Origin of the sequence: Streptomyces sp. NPDC001750 (genome assembly GCF_042892615.1) — a bacterium.
Lineage (GTDB): Bacteria > Actinomycetota > Actinomycetes > Streptomycetales > Streptomycetaceae > Streptomyces.
The window spans coordinates 352,264-370,025 of sequence record NZ_JBIAUE010000003.1 but is presented as its reverse complement, the minus strand read 5'-3'; the positions used below and the strand labels follow the sequence as shown (position 1 = coordinate 370,025).

The following is a 17,762-nucleotide window of genomic DNA, read 5'->3' as shown; positions in this document are numbered from 1 at the left end:
AGCTCGCTTTTGGGGCCGTTCCGCAGGGGACCGTTCTCCAGGGGGAGGCGAACAACCATGTCCGAAGCCGGCCGTCACCATCCGCTCGAGGGCCGCACCCTGTTGGTCGTCTCGACGAACTACGCGCCGGAGGTGACGGGCATCGGCCCCTACGCCGCGCAGCTCGCCGAGCACTGGGCCGCGTCCGGCGCCGAGACCCATGTGCTGACCGGGATGCCGCACTACCCGTCGTGGCGGACCGAGGAGGACTACCGCGGCGTGTGGCGGGTCACCGAGCGGCGGGCCGGGGTCGTCGTCCATCGGCGCAGACACTATGTGCCGCCCCGCCAGACCGCCCTGCGCAGAGGCGCTTTCGAGGCGTCGGTGCTGGCCCACGGCCTGCTGCCGCCGTCCGTCCCGCGCCCGCCGGACGCGGTGGTCTCCCAGATGCCCAGCCTCGCGGGCGGCGTCCTCGGGGCCCGGCTGGCCCGCCGCCACCGCGTCCCGTACCTGCCGGTCGTGCAGGACCTGATGGGGGCCGCGGCCGAACAGAGCGGGATCAGGGGCGGGGGCCGGGCTGCGGCCGTCGCCTCGGCGGCCGAACGCCACGCGCTGCGCCACGCCGCCCTCGTCGGGGTCATCCACGAGAGCTTCGTCCCGCGCGTCGCCGGGTACGGCGTCGACACCGGACGCATCCGCGTCGTCCCCAACTGGTCGCACGTACCGGCGCCCACGGCCGAGCGCCGGGCCACCCGGGCGCGGCTCGGCTGGGACGAGGGCACCCCCGTCGTCCTGCACTCCGGCAACATGGGGCTCAAACAGGGCCTGGAGGTCCTCGTCGACGCGGCGCGCGTCGCCCCGGACGTCCGCGTCGTCCTCATGGGCGACGGGAGCAGGCGCGAGGCGCTGCGACGGCGCGCGGCGGGCCTGCGCAACATCGACTTCCTGCCGCCCGCCGACGCCCGCGAGTTCACCGACGTCCTCGCCGCCGCCGACGTCCTCGCCGTGACCCAGCGGGCGTCCGTGCTCGACATGAGCGTCCCGTCCAAGCTCACCTCCTACTTCGTCTCCGGCCGCCCGGTCGTCGCCTCGGTGGCCGACGGGGGAGGCACCGCGCAGGAGATCCAGCGGTCGGGCGCGGGCGTCCTCGTCGCCCCCGAGGACCCCGGCGCGCTGCTCTCGGCCGTACGCAAACTCGTCGAGGCGCCCGCCGAGGCCGCCGCCCTCGGCGCGAACGGGCCGCGGTACGTCGCCCGGCACCTGGGCCGGGAGGCCGCCCTGGCCCGCTTCGACGCCCTGCTCGCCGAGGCCCTCGCGGACGCACAAGGGAGAGAGCACCGATGACCCATCCGATCCGCGCCCTGGAGGACCAGGACGAACCCGCGCTGCTGAGGGACCAGTTCCGGCAGCTCCTGCGCTACCGGGCACTGCTGGCCACCGGGGTGGCCACCGGACTGCTCGGCGGCGGATGGCTCGCCCTGAGCGGCGAGAAGAGCTACACCTCGACCGGCGAGGTGGTCGTGCGCTCCGCCACCTCGGACCCCTTCGCGGCGGGCGCCTCCGCCGACAAGGGGATCAACATCGGCTCCGAACGGCAGACCGCGGTCAGCGACACCGTGGGCACCCTGGCCGCCAAGACCCTCGCCCGGAGCGGCGACCCGGTCGAGGTCGGGCCGCTGCTGAAGGGCCTCCAGGTCACCAACCCGCCGAACACCCTCGTGCTCCGCTTCGCCTACACCGGCCGCACCCCCGCCCTGGCCCGGGGACGGGCCCAGGCGCTCGCCGACGCCTATCTGGAGATCCGCCGGCAGCGCACCGAGAACAGCATCGCCAACATGGTCGACGGCTACCGCGCCCAGCTCGAACCGCTCACCGAACAGCGCGACCAGCTCGCCGGGCAGGCCGGCGGCAGCGGCGAGGCGGCCAACGCCCGGGCCGGCCTCCTGGTGACGATCTCCGAACTCAACCGGAAGATCTCCGAGTTGCGCGCCCTGGACACCACCCCCGGCTATCTGACGAAGAAGCCCGCCGAGCCCACCGGGCCCAGCGGTGCCGGGCTGCCCCTGCTGCTCGGACTCGGCGGCGTCGTCGGGCTCGCCCTCGGACTGCTGCTGTCCTGGGTGCGCCTGGTCTTCGACCCGGCCGTGCGCTCCACCCGGGAACTCGTCCGCTCCCTCGGCGCCCCCCTGCTCGGCACCCTGCCCAGGGAACGGACCTCGTCCGGCACCCCGCTCGCCATCGGCAGCGGCGGGAGCCGGCTCGCCGAGGAGTACCGGGCGGTCGCCTTCCGGCTCGCCTACGACCCCTCGTTCGCCCAGCGCCGCAGGCTCCTGGTCACGGCACCGCGCGGGGACGGCGGCGCGGCGGCGGCCGCCGCGGCCAACCTGGCGGCCGCCTTCGCCGAGATGGGCCGGGACGTCATCCTGCTCGAAGCCGATCTGCGCACCCCCTCCCTGGCCGCGGCCCTGGGCCCGGCCGTGCGGGGCCCGGGCAGCGGCCGGATGACACGGGGCCCGCTGCCCTGGCCGTCGGACAGCCGGATGAACGTGGACGTGCCGGGGTCGGGCGCCTTCACCCTGGTGGCGGGCCGACGCACGGACAATGTGGCGCGCGCCCTGACCTCCGTGCCGGTGGGCCGGATCGCCGACGAGGCGGACCGGCCGGGCGCCGTCGTCATCGTGTCGGCCCCGCCCGTGTTGTCCTACGCCGACGCCGTCGCCCTGATCGACCGGGTGCCGGGCGTCCTGGCGGTCTGCGACGCGCGGGAGGTCCACCGCAGCGACCTGGAACGGATCCGCGAGATCGTCGAAGCGGCCGGCGGCACCGTCCTCGGTGCCCTGCTGCACCCCGCCCGGGGCCGCCGCGACCGCCGGACCCGGGAGAAGGCCGCCCGGCGCCGCACGACGGGCGAACGGTACGGCACCTCACCGGGCCGGGGCGAGCACCACGGCCGCGGCGGCCCCGAGCACACCGGCGACCCGGCCGAGACGCTCGGACTGCGCGCCGTCGACCCCACCGCGGGACGGGGATGAGGGCACGCACCGCGATCGTCTGCTCGGTCGCGGACCAGGGCGTGGCGGCACTCACCAACATCCTGGTACTGGTCGCGGCCGCCCGGCTCTCCACCGCCGCCGAGTTCGCCCGCTTCTCGGCGGTCTACCTCGTCTTCACGGTGCTGCTCGGCGTGTCCGGCGCCCACACCGGACAGCCGCTGGTGCTGCGGCGCGGCGAGGGCGACGAGGCGCGCGGCGCGTGCCGGTCGGCCGTCGCCTTCACCCTGCTCGCCGCCGCCGCGCTCGGTCTCCCGCTCGCCGCCGTCTGCCTGGCGCTGCCGGGCGCCACCCCCCGGGCCCTGGCGGTGCTGGGGCTGGTCCTGCCGGTGGTGCTCGGACAGGACGCGGCGCGCTACGCCTTCTCCACCCTGCACCTGCCGCATCTCGCGCTCGTCGGCGACGCCCTCCGACTGGCCGGGGTGCTCGGCGCGCTGGCGGTACAGCCGCCCGGCACCCCGGCCGGTCGGCTCGTCCTGGTCTGGGGCCTGTCCGCACTGCCCGCCCTGCTGCTCTCGGCCGCGCTGCTGCACCGCGCGACGGCCGGAACGCCGCTGCACCCGGGCGACCTGCTGCGGCGCGGCCACCTCGGGCGGCGCTTCGTGGTGGAGTTCGGGGTGGGCAACGCCACGAGCCAGCTGTCCGTGCTCGGACTCGGCGCGGTCGGCGACCCGCTGGTCGTCGGCGCCCTGCGCGGCGCCACCACCCTCTTCGGACCGTTGAACGTGCTGTTCACCTCCGCCACCGGTTTCGGCCCGCCCCTCCTCGGGCGGCTCCCCTCCGCGCGCCACCGGGTCCGCGCCACGGCGACGCTTGCCGTCATGCTCGCCGCGACGGCCGCGCTCTGGGCCACCGGGCTCGCCCTGCTGCCCGAAGGGGCGGGCCGCTCGCTGCTCGGCGACACCTGGCCCACGGCGGCCGCGCTGCTCCCGGCGACCGGCAGCCAGTACGCGGCGATGGCCGTCGGCACCTGCGGGCTGCTGGCCCTGCGGACGCTCGACCCCCGCACCACCCTTCCCGTCCAGGTGGTGTTCTCGCTCGTCTCCGTCGTGCTCCTGGCCGTCGGCTACGCGCTCGGCGGGATACCGGGCGCGGCCTGGGGCCTGTGCCTGGGATCCGTCTGCAAGGCGACGGCCGCCTGGACCGGGGTGGCGCGCCTGCGGCGCCGTGCCGCCGCGCCCCCGGTGAACCTCAGTGCGGACGGCGCCCGGCCCGGCCACCGAGAGCGGTGACCAGCAGCAGACAGAGCACCGCGATCGCCGGTTTGCCCATGGCCTGCAGCAGCGGGCCGCGCAACAGGATGAACGTGTACCCGGCGACCAGCGGCACGACGACGGCCGTCACACTGCCGGGCCCGGCCCGGGAGACCGCGCGCGCGTACCGCCGGTCGGTGCGCGCCGCGGCGTACCCGATCAGCGCGAACGCCCCGGCCATGCCCGGGACGCCGAAATCGACCCAGAGCTCGGCCCAGAGCGGCGCCGACAGGTTGGTCATGTTCATCCCCATCCACTGACCGACCCGCACCCCGGTGTCCTCGGGCTTGCCGCTCCACACCGAGCGGGGCACGAAGAACAGCGCGGAGCCCGCCAGTTGCCGCCCGTAGGTGTGACCCCGGGTACCGACCCAGGTGACGGTGTTGGCGACCATCACCGTCTGGTCGTAGTCCTTCGTCGCCAGCGGCTCGAACGCCGACGACGACTCGACCGGCCGGTATCCCGCGCCCTCGTAGCGGAACCGGTCCGCGTACGGGAACAGCACCAGCGCCCCGGCCACCCCCAGCGCCAGCACCGTCCGGTACATCGCCGCGCTCCTGGGGAACGCGGTGAACAACAGCGAGACCAGCACGGTCAGGAACCAGTAACGGGCATTGGACACCGGGTTGTTGACGATCACGTTGAGAACCGCCAGCGCCCCCCACACCAGTACCGTCGACGGGGTGCGCCGGGCCCGGCGCGAGGTCACCAGGCGACGGGTGTACAGGAGCAGCGCGAGCAGCGCGGGCACCGTGCCGAAGCCCTTGAGGAACGCCGAACCCACGTTGGATCCCTCGGACCCGACACCGCTGACCGCGACCGACGCGCTGATTTCCTGCCGGCTGGTGAAGAAGATCGCGGGCCCGCCCAGTTTCACGACGTAGTACCCGCTCGCCGCGAAGGCCAGCAGCACCAGCAGCCAGAGCCGCGCCCGGTGCGCGGAGGACGGGCCCCGGCCGGGACGGCCCGGGGCCCGCTCGCGCAGCGGACGCCGGGACGCCAGCAGTGCCCCGAGGTCGAACGCGGCACAGCCGACCAGGACCAGGGCGATGGCCGTCACCAGATCGGAGCGCGGGCCGACCAGCGGTGTGGGGGTCTGCCCGATGACCGCCTGCGCGAACGGTGCCACCCCCATCGCGATGTACACGAACATCCAGAACACGCCCTGCAGCAGCCGCCGCCGGGTGGACAGGATCATGGTGGCGAGCCGGATGCCCGCGTAACACGTCAGCACGAGCTGCAACCAGTACGCGGTGTCCCGGACACCGCTGCCCGGCTGGGCGGCGATCACCGCCGGCAGGAAGCACGCCAGGGCGAGGATGAGCGGGACGGCCAGGGCGCGCGACAGCATCGCCCACGACAGGGGACTCGCCCGAGGCCGGTTCCGGGGACCGCTCCCCGGCACGGGTGCGGACGGCGCCGTCCCGCGCACCGACGTCATGGGCTCCCCGTTCCACCGACCTGTGAACACTCTAACGAATCAACCCACTTGGGAAGTCCTGGCGACCAACGACCTCGCCCACGATGGGCCGTGGGAGAAGGAGCGGCGTCTGGGGCCTTCGAATCCAAGGCGGAGGAGGGAGTCGACGCGGAGCGTCGGCAACTGACGACAACGCCGGAGGCGGAGGTCCCGGGCGCCGCGACGCCGCTGACAATCGTGGGCGAGGTTGTAACCTGTGACGGGTCGGCCGAGGTCTTGGGGGCCCTGGTGAGGATCCTGCACGTCGTCACACTGCACACCCCGGACCACGCCTTCGGCGGGCCGACCAGGGTGGCGCTCAACCTCTCGAAGACCCAGCGCGCCCGGGGGGACGACGCCCGCGTCATGGCCCTGGGCGACGGTTTCACGGGCCGGCTGCCGCGCGAGGTCGAGGGTGTGCCGGTCCACCTCTTCCGGGCCCGCCACGTGCTGCCGAGGTACGAGGTCAGCGGGATCACCTCCGGTGCGCTGCTGCTCGCCGCCCGACGCATGATGCGCGGCGCCGATCTCGTCCACGTGCATCTGATGCGTGACCTGGTGACCCTGCCCGTCGCCCTGCTGGCCCTCGCGTCCGGCACGCCCCTGGTCGTCCAGACGCACGGCATGGTCGACCCGACCGAGAACCGGGTCGCCCGGCTGACCGACCTGCTGGGGGTGCGCAGGGTGCTGCGCCGGGCGGACGCGGTGCTCCATCTCACCGAGGCGGAACGCCTCGACGTGAACGCGGTGGCCGCGCCGGTGCCGCCCGTCCGGACCGTGCGGCTGGTCAACGGCGTCCGGCCGCAGGAGCACAAGCCCGCCCGCGAGCCGGGCAGCCCGCCGACGGTCCTGTTCCTGGCGCGTATCCAGCAGCGCAAACGGCCGCGGGACTTCGTCGCCGCCATGCCGGAGGTCCTGGCCGTCCATCCGGACGCCCGGTTCGTGCTGGCCGGGCCCGACACCGGCGCACTGTCCGAGACCCTCGGGCTCGCCCGCGAACTCGGGGTGACGGGCTCCCTCGACCACGTCGGGCCGCTCGACCACGAGGAGGTCCTGGCGGCGGACCGGCGGGCCGATGTCTACGTACTGCCGTCGATCGAGGAGCCGCTGGGAGTCTCCGTCCTGGAGGCGATGTCCGTGGGCACCCCGGTCGTCATCACCCGCACCTGCGGCCTCGCCCCCGACGTGGCACGGGCCGGGGCCGGCCGCGTGATCGACAGCCGGGTCGGCGAGGACGCGGAGAACGCGTCGAAGGTCGCCGGCGCGATCCTGGAACTCCTCGAACCCGGGACCGGCGAGCGGGCCGGCCGGGCCGCCCGGCGACTGGTCGAGGAGCACTTCACCATCGAGGCGGTGACCCGTGCCCTCCGGCGGACCTACGAGGACGTGGTCCGCCGGAGGGCACGCTGAGTCAGACCACCTTCCCCTCACGGGACTTGAGCCCGATCTGCCAGCGGTAGAAGCTCATCGCCAGCGCGAAGTCGAACCCCGCCCGCCCGTCCAGGAACCCCCGCCGGTAGACGTACATGTACGCGAACGACACCAGCGGCTTGAACGGTGCCTTGTGGAACAGCTGACCCTGGCGCGACTTCACCCTGCGCACCTGCTCCTTGACGTCGGGGTGGTGCTCCAGCCACGCCTCCCAGTCGGAGTAGCGGTTGTGCCGCTCGAACCAGGCGGTGACCGGGTCGAGGTCCTGGTGCTCGATCGGATGGCGCAGCGCCCGGACCGATTCGGCGACCGGCTGGTAGTGGCCCTCCACCTCGCCGATGCCCGGCGCGTCGAGATCCCCGACCTCCGGGTAGCGGCAGCGGGTGCGGTCGGTCAGCGAGCGTTTGCGGATGGTGTAGCCGTGCCGCAGGCGCTTCCCGGAGAACCAGTAGCCGAGCGGGATGTCGTACGCCGCCGGTCTCGACGCGCCCGGGTCGGCGAACTCCCGCCGCAGTTCGGCCAGCAGACCGGGGCTGATCCGCTCGTCGCCGTCGAGCAGCAGGATCCAGTCGAGGTCCGTGCGGACGTGGTCCAGGCACCACTGCTTCTTGCGCGGATGGCCGCCGTCCCAGGTGTACGTGATCACCTCGGCGCCGCTCCCGGCGGCGATCTTCGCCGTGTCGTCGGTGCTGTGCGAGTCGACGACGACGACCGCCTCGAAGTGGTCGATGACCGACCGCACGGCTTCGGCGACGTTCAGCGCCTCGTTCTTCGTCGGGATCGCCACGGCGATCGGCAGCTTCGTCATCCGGCCCCTCCTTCGGGCAGCCAGGCGTAGCAGCCGGTGGAGACGAAGGCTCGGGCCGCCTCCGGGACGGTGATCCGGGCCGGCTTCCCGGCGGTGGTGGAGCCCGAAGCCAGGGCCCTGCCGTCGTCGCCGGTGATCTGCCAGGTGCAGGAGGCGGTGGGGGAGACGCCCCGGTAGCGGCCCGGCCGGACCTTTTGGCCCTCGTACGTGCCGTCCGCGTATCCGCGCCCGGCCTCCCGCAGCAGATCGCGGTGGCGGACGCACAGGTGCTCGACGGCCGGTTCGGCGTCGGCGATCTCGCCGGTCACGATGGCGCCGACGGCGGTGTCCCGGTCGGCCTTCACCAGGAACGTCAGCCGGTCGCAGGTCTCCTGGCCGGTCTGCAGCACGGCCGCCGGGTCCGTGCCCCGGGGCACCCGGTCGGTCAGGTACTCCTTCTCCTTCTCGGTGAACGAACCGGTGGCCGGGGTGAGTTCGGCGGCGGGCAGCTTCGGCTGCTCCTCGTCCGGCGCCGCCCGCGGAACGGGGGCCGCGGTGGCGGCGGGTCCGGCCGACGGGGCGGTGACGGGGGGCCGTGACACCGGCGGTGCGGGGGTGCCCGCCGCTTCCCGCCCGGAGGAGGACGAGCCGCAGGCGGCCAGCGCCGCCGCCAGGACGACGGCGGCGGCGCCGGTGCGGAACGGATGCGCCATCAGCCCGTCCTCAGCGCGTAATGGGCACCGACCGTCGAGGCGCTCAGCGCGGTCGGGTAGACGGCGGTCTCGTCGACCTGCCCGGCGAAGAAGTTGCTCGTCGGTCTGCCCGGCCAGTTGTTCAGGTTGTCGCCGCCCACGCGCCAGTAGCCGCTGTATTTCTGGTTGACGGTGTAGGAGGTGTTGGAGGCGCGGAGCTTGCCGTCCACGTACAGGGCCATGCCGCCGGTCCCCTGGGTGGCGACGACGTGGTGCCAGGCGCCGTTGTTGTAGGCGGCGGGCGTGGTGATGGTCCTGGCCCCGCCGTTGTAGACGCCGAAGACGAGGCGGCCGTCGTCGCGCATGTACACGTGCTTGTCGAACTGGGTGCTGTTCTGCATGGTCACGTTGCCGAAGCCGATGATCCTCCCGCCCTTGGCGGTCGTCGTCCTGATCCAGGTCTCGACCGAGAACCTGGCCGGGTGGGCGTGGCGCTTGTTGCTGTACGCGTACTGGTTCGTTCCGTTGAAGCCGATCGCGGTCGAGGGTCCGGCGACCGCGGCGGGCGTCTGCCGATAGGCCGGGGAGTTGCGCAGGAAGCCGTTGTTCCGACCGGAGCCGGTGTCGGCGGCGAAGGTCGAGGTGCCCTCGTCGTAGCGCCAGTACAGCGACGCGCCGTCGGACAGGACCCTGGCGGGGTACTTCTGGGCGGTGGCGGTCACGGTCGCCGACAGGGCCGGCGACTTGGCGCTGGTGTTGGTGCCGTCGCTCGCGCTGATCCGGTACGAGTGCGTCTCGCCGGGGGCCACGTCCGTGTCGGTCCACCTCAGTTGCGGGCGGTCCCAGAACAGCGAGTACCCCGTCGTGGTGTGCACCGGGGTGGCCGCGCCGTCCTTGTAGATCCGGTAGGTGAGCTCCCCGTCGTCGGCGTCGAAGCTCGTCTGCCAGTTGACCTCGATCTTCCCCGGGGCGACCGTGGACAGGCTGACGTTGGGCACCCACGGGGCCCCGGTGTCCGGGCCGTCGGCGAACCGGGTCAGGCCCTGCTGGCGGACCCCGTTGACGGTGGTGAACTCGCCGCCCACCCACAGGTAGTGGTGGCCGCCCTTGTCGGTCTGCGCCATCACCCGCGGCCCGACCGGCTCCCCGATGCCGTCATTGGTGTCCGGGAACCAGGGCAGCAGCTTCGGGTCGTTCACGGACTGGGCCAGCAGATGTCTGCGCGGCTGGTCCGGGAACCCGCCCATACTGGCGCAGTCGTGGGCGTGACTCCCGCTGTACAGCACTCCCTCGTGGACGAGTACGGCCTGCGTCGCCCCCAGGCAGGTGTCCCGCCAGCGCTGGGCGAAGTCGCCGAGGTTCAGCGCGATCCGGCCGTCGAACACACCCCCGCCGGTTCCCTCGTTGGCGGTGTAGAAGCCCGTCGCGTCGGTGGTGATGTCCTGCACCGTGGAGGTGTCGGGGATGAATCCGGCCGGGTAGCCCTTGACGACGGCCCCGGTGGTGGCGTCCACCACCGCCAGGGCGTGCGAGGTGGTGCCGTTGACCTTGAAGAAGTTGCCGCCGAGCAGGACGCGCCTGCCGTCGGGGGTGAGTTCCACGGCCCGTCCCACGTCGTCCGCGTCCGCCTTCCACGGCTTGAGGGCGGCGCCCGTGGTGACCGCGGCGAACTTGTTCCGGGTCTGCCCCGCGACCTTGTTGAAGTCGCCGCCCAGGTAGACCGTGTCCGAGGTGACGGCCAGGGCCCGTACCGTCGCGGTGACGGACACCTTGAAGTCCTGGCGCGGGGTGCACGTCGCCGTGTCGATCGCCGCGATGTTGCTCACCCCGACCCCGTTCACCGCCCCGAACTGCCCGCCGACGTACAGGGTCTTCTGGTCCGGGGAGAGTGCGAGCGCCCGTACGGTCGCCGTCCCCGACGAGAGGGTGAACGACAGTGCGCAGCCGGTCGGTTCACCGGTCGCCGCGTCGAACGCGGCGAAGTTCAGCGCCGGTTGCTCGGAGGTGCCCGCGGCCGCGCCCGGCGGCCGGACACTGGAGAAGGTCCCGCCGGCGTAGACGACACCGGTGTCCGAGGCCGCCATCGACCAGACGATGCCGTTGGTCTGCCAGGTGGTGAGATCGTCCGCCGTCAGGGCCACCGGTGGCGTCAGGGCCGAGACCGGGGAGGTGCCGGACGCGGTGGCGGTCAGCGCCCCGGCGAGCAGGCACAGCGCACCGGCCGCGGCTCGCGCCCGGCGGCGACGTCCGGTGGGTCCGCGCCCCGTGGTTGGGTTCATCATTCAGCTCCGAGAGTGAGAACGGTTTGCGGCCCGGGGGCCGCGGCTCCTGTCCCGCCCGGCGGCGTGACGGGGACGGGCCGCCCCGTCGCGGGTGCGGGGGAGTGGGTGGGGGTGGTGCCGGTTCCCGGCGGAGGGCTGGGGGCGGGGCGGCTCATCGGTCCACCCGCACGGTCGTCCCGGCGAGCTGGTCGGAGAGCAGGCGGATGTCGGCGTCGACCATGATCGCGGCGAGTTCCCGCGCACGCACGGCCGGCTTCCAGCCCAGCAGCTCCTCGGCCTTCGCGGCGTCACCGATCAGCGCGTCGACCTCGCTCGGCCGCTCGTACTTGGCGTCGTGGCGGACGTGCTCGCGCCAGTCCAGACCCGCGTGCGCGAAGGCGTGCTCCAGGAACAGCCGGACGCTGACGCCCTCCCCGGTCGCCACGACGTAGTCGTCCGGGGTGTCGCGCTGGAGCATCCGCCACATCGCTTCCACGTACTCGGGGGCGTAGCCCCAGTCGCGCACCGCGTCGAGATTGCCGAGATGCAGTCGGGTCTGCAGGCCCGCCTTGATCCGCGCCACCGCCCGTGTGATCTTCCGGGTCACGAAGGTCTCGCCGCGGCGTGGGGATTCGTGGTTGAAGAGGATCCCGTTGACCGCGAACATGTCATAGGCCTCACGGTAGTTGACGGTCGCCCAGTACGAGTAGACCTTCGCCACGCCGTACGGGCTGCGCGGATGGAACGGCGTCCGCTCGTTCTGCGGCGGCGGGCTGGCGCCGAACATCTCGGACGACGACGCCTGATAGATCCGGGTGTCGATCCCGCTGGCGCGCACGGCCTCCAGCAGCCGCATGGTGCCCAGAGCGGTGATGTCCCCCGTGTACAGCGGGGCGTCGAACGAGACCCGCACGTGCGACTGCGCACCCAGGTTGTAGACCTCGTCCGGGCGGATGTCCCGCAGCAGGTTCACCAGCGCCACCCCGTCGGCCAGGTCGGCGTGGTGCAGCACGAACGAGCGGTCCGGCTCCTGCGGGCCCTGGTAGATGTGGTCGATCCGCTCCGTGTTGAAGCTCGACGACCGGCGCATCAGTCCATGGACCGTGTACCCCTTGTCGAGCAGCAACTCGGACAGATAGGAACCGTCCTGTCCCGTCACACCCGTGATGAGCGCGGTCTTCGCCATGAATCCCCCAATGTCTTCCGCCCGATGGGCTGTTGGTCCCAACCGATGCCTCCCGACCCGTCTCACGCCCGTCCCGCGCAGGCGCTCCGCGACGGGAGATCCGCGTACGAGGTCACCCTGTCCCGTGGCCGCTGGCACAATCCGAGACATGACGACTGATTTACCCGGCCCTCCCCAGGAACCCGTCCGCCCCCTGCTGCGCCCCGGCGCCCGTGTGTTCGTCGCGGGTCACCGGGGTCTGGTCGGCTCGGCGGTGCTGCGCCGCCTCACCGCCGCCGGACACGAGGTGATCACCCGCGACCGCGGCCTCCTCGACCTGCGCGACGCCGAACGGACGCTTGCGTTCCTCCGCGAGGAGCGCCCGGACGCCGTGGTGCTGGCCGCCGCCCGGGTCGGGGGGATCATGGCCAACGACACCTACCCGGTGCAGTTCCTCGAGGACAACCTGCGCATCCAGCTGAGCGTCGTCTCCGGGGCGCACGCCGCCGGGGTCGAGCGGCTGCTCCTGCTCGGCTCGTCCTGCATCTACCCCCGGCTCGCCCCGCAGCCCATTCCCGAGAGCGCCCTGCTCACCGGCCCGTTGGAGCCGACGAACGAGGCGTACGCACTGGCCAAGATCGCCGGTGTCGTGCAGGTCCGCTCCTACCGCAGGCAGTACGGCGCCTCGTACATCAGCGCCATGCCCACCAACCTCTACGGGCCCGGCGACAACTTCGACCTGGAGACCTCGCACGTCCTGCCCGCGCTGATCCGCCGGTTCCACGAGGCGCGACGGGACGAGGCGCCTTCGGTCACGCTCTGGGGATCGGGCCGGCCCCGCCGTGAGTTCCTGCACGTCGACGACCTGGCCGCCGCCTGCCTTCTGCTGCTGGAACGCTACGACGGCGAGGAGCCCGTGAACATCGGGTGCGGCGAGGACCTGTCCATCGGTGAACTGGCCGACCTCGTCGGGGAGGTGACGGGATATCGGGGAGCGATCGAATGGGACACCTCGAAGCCCGACGGGACCCCGCGCAAGCTGCTCGACGTCACCCGGCTCGCCGCCCTGGGATTCACCCCCCGGATCCCGCTGCGCGACGGCATCGCCGGCACCTACGCCTGGTGGCTGGAGCGGTCGGCCGCGCCGCCGGTGGCCCCGTGATCCGCGCATCATCGCCCGTCCTCAGTAGGCTCCGCGCCCGTCGGCGACGGCGCGCAGCGTACGGGCCATGAGCCCCAGATCGGTGGCCGGCGACCAGTTGTCGACGTACCACAGGTCCAGCGAGACGGTCTCCTGCCAGGACAGGTCCGAGCGCCCGCTGACCTGCCACAGCCCGGTCAGTCCCGGCCGGACCGCGAGCCGTCTCAGCTCGCGCTCGTCGTACCGGGACACCTCGTCCGGCAGCGGGGGACGCGGACCCACCAGCGACATGTCGCCCCGCAGCACATTGACCAGCTGCGGCAGCTCGTCGAGCGACGTGCGGCGCAGCAGACGGCCGATTCCGGTCACCCGCGGGTCCCGCCGCATCTTGAACATCGGGCCGTCGCTGTCGTTCGCCGCCGTCAGCAGACGCTTGTGGCGTTCGGCGTCCACCACCATCGTGCGGAACTTCCACATCGTGAACGGGCGGTTGTGGAGCCCCTGGCGGATCTGCCGGTGGAACGCCGGACCGTCAGAGCCCAGGCGTACCGCCGCTCCGATCAGGAGCAGCACGGGCGCGAGGAGCAGCAGCCCGAGCGCCGCGCCCGCACGGTCCAGGGCGGTCTTCAGGAGCATCTGCGGGCCCCGGCGCAGCGGCGGGGCGATGTGCAGCAGGGTCAGTCCGGCCGCGGCGGCGGGCCGCACCCGTTCGGCCGCGACGCCCGACAGCTCCGACAGCACGGACAGCGGGAGCCCGCCGTCGTGCAGTCCCCAGAAGAGGCGGCACAGCCGCTCCTCGGAGAGATGCGGACCGGGGGCGACCAGAGCGAGGTCCGCGTCATGGGCGAAGGCCGCGCCCAGGACCGTAGACGCGTCGTCCCCGGCGGGTTCCGGGGCGAGCCGTCCGGCCACCCGGACCCCGCACTCCAGCGGCGCGGCCCCCACCGGTACGGCGGCCACGACCGCGTAGGGGTGGCCGGGACGGGAACCGAGCAGCCGCACCGCACGCTCCACCCCCGGGTTCTCGCCGACCACGAGCACTCTGCGCACGGACCGTCGACGCCGCCCCGCGCGGGGCAGCCACCGCAGCGCCGCGCCCACCGGCAGCCCGGGCAGCAGCGCCACGAGACCGTCCACCGGATCGACGGGGTCGCCGGCCACGGTCTGCAACACGGCGAGCACGCCGACCAGAAGCAGCCAGTCGCCGACCGTGCTCAGCGGACGCGGAGAACTCCCGCCGCAACGGTCCTCCGCGTACCGGCCGCGCGCGGCCCGCACACAGGCCCACGCGAGCGCGGCCACGCCCGCCGCCACCACGGCCCCCGGCTGTCCGCCGGCGCGCAGCACCCACCACGCCGGGACCCCGAGCCCGAGAAGCTCGGCCCCGATGAGCACGGGTACCCGGCGGCCGGTCCGACGCATCCTCGCCGCGGCCGGGGAAGGACGCTCACGAGGAACGGCCGACGCCTGCCGCGGTGCGTCGAATTCCGTGCCGTGCGGCCGGGACGCGGCGGTCCGGGGGCGAGGCGTCCCCCACGCCCGCGCGGATTCCGGCCGGTCCGAATCGGATAACTCGACATGCCCCATGAACCCCCCAGTCACAGTCGCATCGTCATGAACAAGGCGCATCCGCCGATCCCGTGGACTGACGGATGCGCCCTCGCCCGGTGCACGATATCCACACACGTGCCATTTCGCTGGAGTTCCGGTGAAGTTCAGACATCCGCACCGACTCGGGACTCGTCCCGTTCCGTGCCGGATCTCTGGCTCTGTGGTCATCTGCTCGTGGGTGGGGGATATCGGGCCCGTCGGCGTGCGGATCTGTCCGTGATCTGTCGCATGGTCCCATCAACCGGCGCGTCCCGGGAGACCGCCCCGGCCGGCCGCGGCCTTCTCCCGGTGTCCCGACGGGGCCGGCCGACCCGGTGAGACACGGTCCGGACGGAAGGCCTCCGCCGCCGTCCGGGCGGGAGGTCCGGTTCAGCGTCCCCCGGCTTCGTCCTCGGCCCGGGACGGCCAGGCCGCCGCCGTTCTCCCCGGCGCCAGCCGGTCCACCACCTCGGCCAGCTCCTCGCAAGCGTGCTCGATCCTCCGGCGGATGTTGCTCTGCTCGGTGACCACGGCGGCGAGCAGCAGCGCGGTCAGGGCCACGGAACCATTGAGGAGGGCCAGATTGACCATCACATGGAGGACGCTGTGACCCTCGAACGGGCCCACGCCCTGCGTCCCCGCGATCGCGGCCATCATCGACACGAGGAACGCGCACGGCGCGCTGCCCGCCAGCCGGAACCTCAGCGCCGCCCAGACGAGCAGCGGGAAGACGAGATAGATCATCTCCAGCGAACTCCTGGTGGCCACCCAGGAGACCGCCACGGTCACCACCGCCAGCGCAACCGCCTCGATCCACCGGTCGGTGAGCCGGGGCATCCGCGCCCTGCGCAGCACCAGCAGCAGCGGGGTGACGACCAGTACCCCCATCGCGTCCCCCGACCACCAGGCCGTCCAGACCGGCCAGAATCCGTGCGCCGGGAGATCGCCGTCCAGTACGAGCACGGAGGCACCCACCGTCGCGCTGACGGTCATGCCCAGCAGCGCGCCGGGGAGGACCAGCGCCAGCCCGTCCCGCAGCCGGTCCAGCTCCCTGCGGAAACCGGCTCTGCGCAGCATGAGGTACGAGCAGAGGGGAGCCAGGGTGTTGCCCGTCACGAGGACGCAGGTGAGGAGCGAGACCGAGTCCTCCAGCGTGGAGACGACGCAGAGGGAACCCAGCGCGATGCCGGGCCAGACCCGCGGTCCCAGCTGGATCAGGGCGCTCAGCGCGATGCCCGTCGGAGGCCAGAGCGGGGTGACGGCCGCGCCGTGGACGGACACCCCGGGGATCAGTCCGAGCCCGCCGGCGGCGTAGTAGGCGGCGGCCACCGCCAGGACCTGCAGGACGGCCCGGGCGGTACGTCTGGTTCTCTCGCTGCGGATCACGCACCTCATCAGACACCGACCCGGACGCGTGACGGCAACATGACACGCTCGGCCCCGGCCCGGTCGTCAGTTCTGGCCGGGTGCGGCCCCGTGGCGCAGGACGAGGACGGCCGCGTCGTCCCGGTGGCCCGTCCGCTCCGCCGCTCGCAGGACCGCGTCGGCCAGCTCACCCGCGTCGGCGGCGACCCGGGCGGACACCAGCCGGGCCACGGCCGCCAGGCCCTCGTCCACGGAGGTCGAGGGCCCCTCGACCACGCCGTCCGTGAGCAGGACGAACGCCCCGGGCGCGGTCAGCCGCCGCCGCGTGACCGGATACCGTTCCCCCGGCCGTATGCCCAGCGGCAGACCGCCCTCGTCGGAGGTGACCCCGGCACGGCCGTCCGTCGTGGCCCACACGGCGGCCACGTGCCCGGCGCGGGCGCTGCACAGCTCCCGGGTGACCGGGTCGAGGCGGACGAACGTACAGGTCGCGAAGAGGTCGGAGCCCACGGACAGCAGCAGGTCGTTGGTCCGGCCCACGATCTCCCCGGGGTCCGAGGCCGTGGCGGCCATCGCCCGCATCGCGACGCGGACCTGGCCCATGAACGCCGCCGCCTCGACGTCATGACCCTGGACGTCCCCGACGGCGAAGGCCAGTGCCCCGTCGGGGAGCACGAAACCGTCGTACCAGTCGCCCCCGATGTCCAGCCCGCTGCGGGCCGGTGCGTAGCGGGCGGCGGTCCGCAGCCCGGGAAGGTCCGGCAGCGACGTGGGCAGCATGTCGCGTTGCAGCGCCTCGGCCAGTTCCACCCGTGCCCGGTGCAGCTCCACCTCACGGCGCGCCCGCGAGGTGAGCTGCTGCAGAGTGGTGAGCAGTTCGCCGGCGCTCGCCGAACGGGGAGGACGACGCCGGTTCATGAGGCGCTCCGCACTCGGTGGAAGTGACTCACGCATCCTATTTCGGCGGTGTGCTTCTCGCAGGGCGAGCCGGAGGAGCGGAACGCCCCCGCGTGCGCGGGGCCGGATGGAACGCGCCGGGACGGACCGGAACGCGCGGACGGACCCGGACGGGTGGATGCTGAGGAGAGAGGCGGCAGCACGGTGCCGTGCCCGGCGACCCGGGGCCGGGCACGGCGGCAGGAGGTGCGCGATGACCCGCACGCTGGAATGGAACGTCCACGTCGGTCTGACCGAGGAGGACGGCACGACCAGGGCCGAGGCGGTGCTGGACACCGGATCGGAGAGACTCGTCGGGCACGGGGTCGCCCGGTGCAATCCGCAGGACGTGGACATCCCCGCCATCGGCGACGAACTCGCGGCGAGCCGCGCCATGAAGGACGTCGCCGCCCAGCTCATGAAGGCGGCCGACGAGGAACTGGAGTCGGTCGGCGCCGGACCCGCGAGCGGACCCGTGGCGCCCCCCTACGCCTGGTCCGACACCACGGCCTGAGCCCGGGTCTCCGGGGCGCGGCGATGCGCTCCCGGAAGCCCGGCCCCGGCGCGCCGGGCTCGGGTCGGCATGCGCCGACACCCGGTGGGACCGCCGTCGGCGAACGCCCGTCCGGGCTCGGCAGGACGCGTCCTGGCCG

General features: G+C 73.3%; 14 protein-coding genes. 6 read left to right on the top strand and 8 right to left on the bottom strand.

Going from position 1 to position 17,762, the window contains the following annotated elements:
- Positions 1-57 precede the first annotated feature (57 nt).
- The 3 genes from ACFYY6_RS07740 to ACFYY6_RS07730 are packed head-to-tail and all read left to right on the top strand — an operon-like array spanning position 58 to position 4,261.
- Positions 58-1,323 carry a glycosyltransferase gene (locus ACFYY6_RS07740; protein WP_351624718.1) on the top strand — a complete coding sequence of 422 codons (1,266 nt, stop codon included), beginning with the start codon at positions 58-60 and terminating at the stop codon, positions 1,321-1,323.
- Positions 1,320-3,011: a lipopolysaccharide biosynthesis protein gene (locus ACFYY6_RS07735; protein WP_351522293.1), complete on the top strand. Its 1,692-nt coding sequence runs from the start codon at positions 1,320-1,322 to the stop codon at positions 3,009-3,011. The genes ACFYY6_RS07740 and ACFYY6_RS07735 overlap by 4 nt, the downstream gene beginning before the upstream one ends.
- Complete coding sequence (locus tag ACFYY6_RS07730; RefSeq protein ID WP_351624716.1) at positions 3,008-4,261, top strand: hypothetical protein; 1,254 nt, start codon at positions 3,008-3,010, stop codon at positions 4,259-4,261. Before ACFYY6_RS07735 ends, ACFYY6_RS07730 begins: the two co-directional genes overlap by 4 nt.
- Here ACFYY6_RS07730 and ACFYY6_RS07725 read toward each other — a convergent pair.
- A complete protein-coding gene (locus ACFYY6_RS07725; RefSeq protein WP_389192107.1) occupies positions 4,221-5,723 on the bottom strand; it encodes a hypothetical protein in 1,503 nt (500 codons plus the stop codon). The two genes, ACFYY6_RS07730 and ACFYY6_RS07725, sit on opposite strands and share 41 nt — an antisense overlap.
- A 267-nt stretch (positions 5,724-5,990) precedes the next feature.
- On the opposite strand from ACFYY6_RS07725, the gene ACFYY6_RS07720 reads away from it, so the two are divergent.
- Positions 5,991-7,151 (top strand): glycosyltransferase, encoded by a 1,161-nt coding sequence (locus tag ACFYY6_RS07720; RefSeq protein ID WP_351522340.1) that lies wholly within the window; start codon positions 5,991-5,993, stop codon positions 7,149-7,151.
- A 1-nt stretch (position 7,152) separates the two neighbouring features.
- Here ACFYY6_RS07720 and ACFYY6_RS07715 read toward each other — a convergent pair whose 3' ends face one another.
- The 4 genes from ACFYY6_RS07715 to gmd form a co-directional block, all read right to left on the bottom strand.
- Positions 7,153-7,980 carry a glycosyltransferase family 2 protein gene (locus ACFYY6_RS07715; RefSeq protein WP_351522297.1) on the bottom strand — a complete coding sequence of 276 codons (828 nt, stop codon included), beginning with the start codon at positions 7,978-7,980 and terminating at the stop codon, positions 7,153-7,155.
- Positions 7,977-8,672, bottom strand: a complete 696-nt coding sequence (locus tag ACFYY6_RS07710) for a hypothetical protein (protein ID WP_351624711.1) — start codon at positions 8,670-8,672, stop codon at positions 7,977-7,979. The genes ACFYY6_RS07715 and ACFYY6_RS07710 overlap by 4 nt, the downstream gene beginning before the upstream one ends.
- The gene (locus ACFYY6_RS07705) at positions 8,672-10,933 is read right to left on the bottom strand and encodes a LamG-like jellyroll fold domain-containing protein (protein ID WP_388650531.1); all 2,262 of its coding nucleotides are present in this window, start codon (positions 10,931-10,933) and stop codon (positions 8,672-8,674) included. Before ACFYY6_RS07705 ends, ACFYY6_RS07710 begins: the two co-directional genes overlap by 1 nt.
- 151 nt (positions 10,934-11,084) lie before the next feature.
- Positions 11,085-12,098 (bottom strand): GDP-mannose 4,6-dehydratase, encoded by a 1,014-nt coding sequence (gene gmd / locus ACFYY6_RS07700; RefSeq protein WP_351522302.1) that lies wholly within the window; start codon positions 12,096-12,098, stop codon positions 11,085-11,087.
- 148 nt (positions 12,099-12,246) lie between these two features.
- Between gmd and ACFYY6_RS07695 the strand changes: the two genes are divergently transcribed.
- Positions 12,247-13,239, top strand: a complete 993-nt coding sequence (locus ACFYY6_RS07695; protein WP_388650533.1) for a GDP-L-fucose synthase family protein — start codon at positions 12,247-12,249, stop codon at positions 13,237-13,239.
- 21 nt (positions 13,240-13,260) lie between these two features.
- On the opposite strand, the gene ACFYY6_RS07690 is transcribed toward ACFYY6_RS07695, so the two are convergent.
- From ACFYY6_RS07690 to ACFYY6_RS07680, 3 genes are all read right to left on the bottom strand, one after another.
- On the bottom strand, positions 13,261-14,805 hold the full coding sequence (locus ACFYY6_RS07690; protein ID WP_389192104.1) for an exopolysaccharide biosynthesis polyprenyl glycosylphosphotransferase: 1,545 nt from the start codon (positions 14,803-14,805) through the stop codon (positions 13,261-13,263).
- A gap of 393 nt (positions 14,806-15,198) precedes the next feature.
- The gene (locus ACFYY6_RS07685; protein WP_351522308.1) at positions 15,199-16,194 is read right to left on the bottom strand and encodes an MASE1 domain-containing protein; all 996 of its coding nucleotides are present in this window, start codon (positions 16,192-16,194) and stop codon (positions 15,199-15,201) included.
- Between the two features lie 66 nt (positions 16,195-16,260).
- The gene (locus tag ACFYY6_RS07680; RefSeq protein WP_351522310.1) at positions 16,261-17,091 is read right to left on the bottom strand and encodes a PP2C family protein-serine/threonine phosphatase; all 831 of its coding nucleotides are present in this window, start codon (positions 17,089-17,091) and stop codon (positions 16,261-16,263) included.
- Positions 17,092-17,323: 232 nt separating this feature from the next.
- On the opposite strand from ACFYY6_RS07680, the gene ACFYY6_RS07675 reads away from it, so the two are divergent.
- Positions 17,324-17,623, top strand: coding sequence for a DUF1876 domain-containing protein (locus ACFYY6_RS07675; RefSeq protein ID WP_351522312.1), 300 nt, complete (start codon positions 17,324-17,326; stop codon positions 17,621-17,623).
- The last annotated feature ends 139 nt before the right edge of the window (positions 17,624-17,762 follow it).

What these genes read in the sequence shown, in the direction of transcription:
- ACFYY6_RS07735 (WP_351522293.1), top strand. Translation starts at nt 1,320, where the DNA reads ATGACCCATCCGATCCGCGCCCTGGAGGACCAGGACGAACCCGCGCTG.
- ACFYY6_RS07695 (WP_388650533.1), top strand. Translation starts at nt 12,247, where the DNA reads ATGACGACTGATTTACCCGGCCCTCCCCAGGAACCCGTCCGCCCCCTG.
- ACFYY6_RS07710 (WP_351624711.1), bottom strand. Translation starts at nt 8,672, where the DNA reads ATGGCGCATCCGTTCCGCACCGGCGCCGCCGCCGTCGTCCTGGCGGCG.
- ACFYY6_RS07680 (WP_351522310.1), bottom strand. Translation starts at nt 17,091, where the DNA reads ATGAACCGGCGTCGTCCTCCCCGTTCGGCGAGCGCCGGCGAACTGCTC.
- ACFYY6_RS07715 (WP_351522297.1), bottom strand. Translation starts at nt 7,980, where the DNA reads ATGACGAAGCTGCCGATCGCCGTGGCGATCCCGACGAAGAACGAGGCG.
- ACFYY6_RS07725 (WP_389192107.1), bottom strand. Translation starts at nt 5,723, where the DNA reads ATGACGTCGGTGCGCGGGACGGCGCCGTCCGCACCCGTGCCGGGGAGC.
- ACFYY6_RS07740 (WP_351624718.1), top strand. Translation starts at nt 58, where the DNA reads ATGTCCGAAGCCGGCCGTCACCATCCGCTCGAGGGCCGCACCCTGTTG.
- ACFYY6_RS07705 (WP_388650531.1), bottom strand. Translation starts at nt 10,933, where the DNA reads ATGATGAACCCAACCACGGGGCGCGGACCCACCGGACGTCGCCGCCGG.
- ACFYY6_RS07675 (WP_351522312.1), top strand. Translation starts at nt 17,324, where the DNA reads ATGACCCGCACGCTGGAATGGAACGTCCACGTCGGTCTGACCGAGGAG.
- gmd (WP_351522302.1), bottom strand. Translation starts at nt 12,098, where the DNA reads ATGGCGAAGACCGCGCTCATCACGGGTGTGACGGGACAGGACGGTTCC.
- ACFYY6_RS07730 (WP_351624716.1), top strand. Translation starts at nt 3,008, where the DNA reads ATGAGGGCACGCACCGCGATCGTCTGCTCGGTCGCGGACCAGGGCGTG.
- ACFYY6_RS07690 (WP_389192104.1), bottom strand. Translation starts at nt 14,805, where the DNA reads ATGGGGCATGTCGAGTTATCCGATTCGGACCGGCCGGAATCCGCGCGG.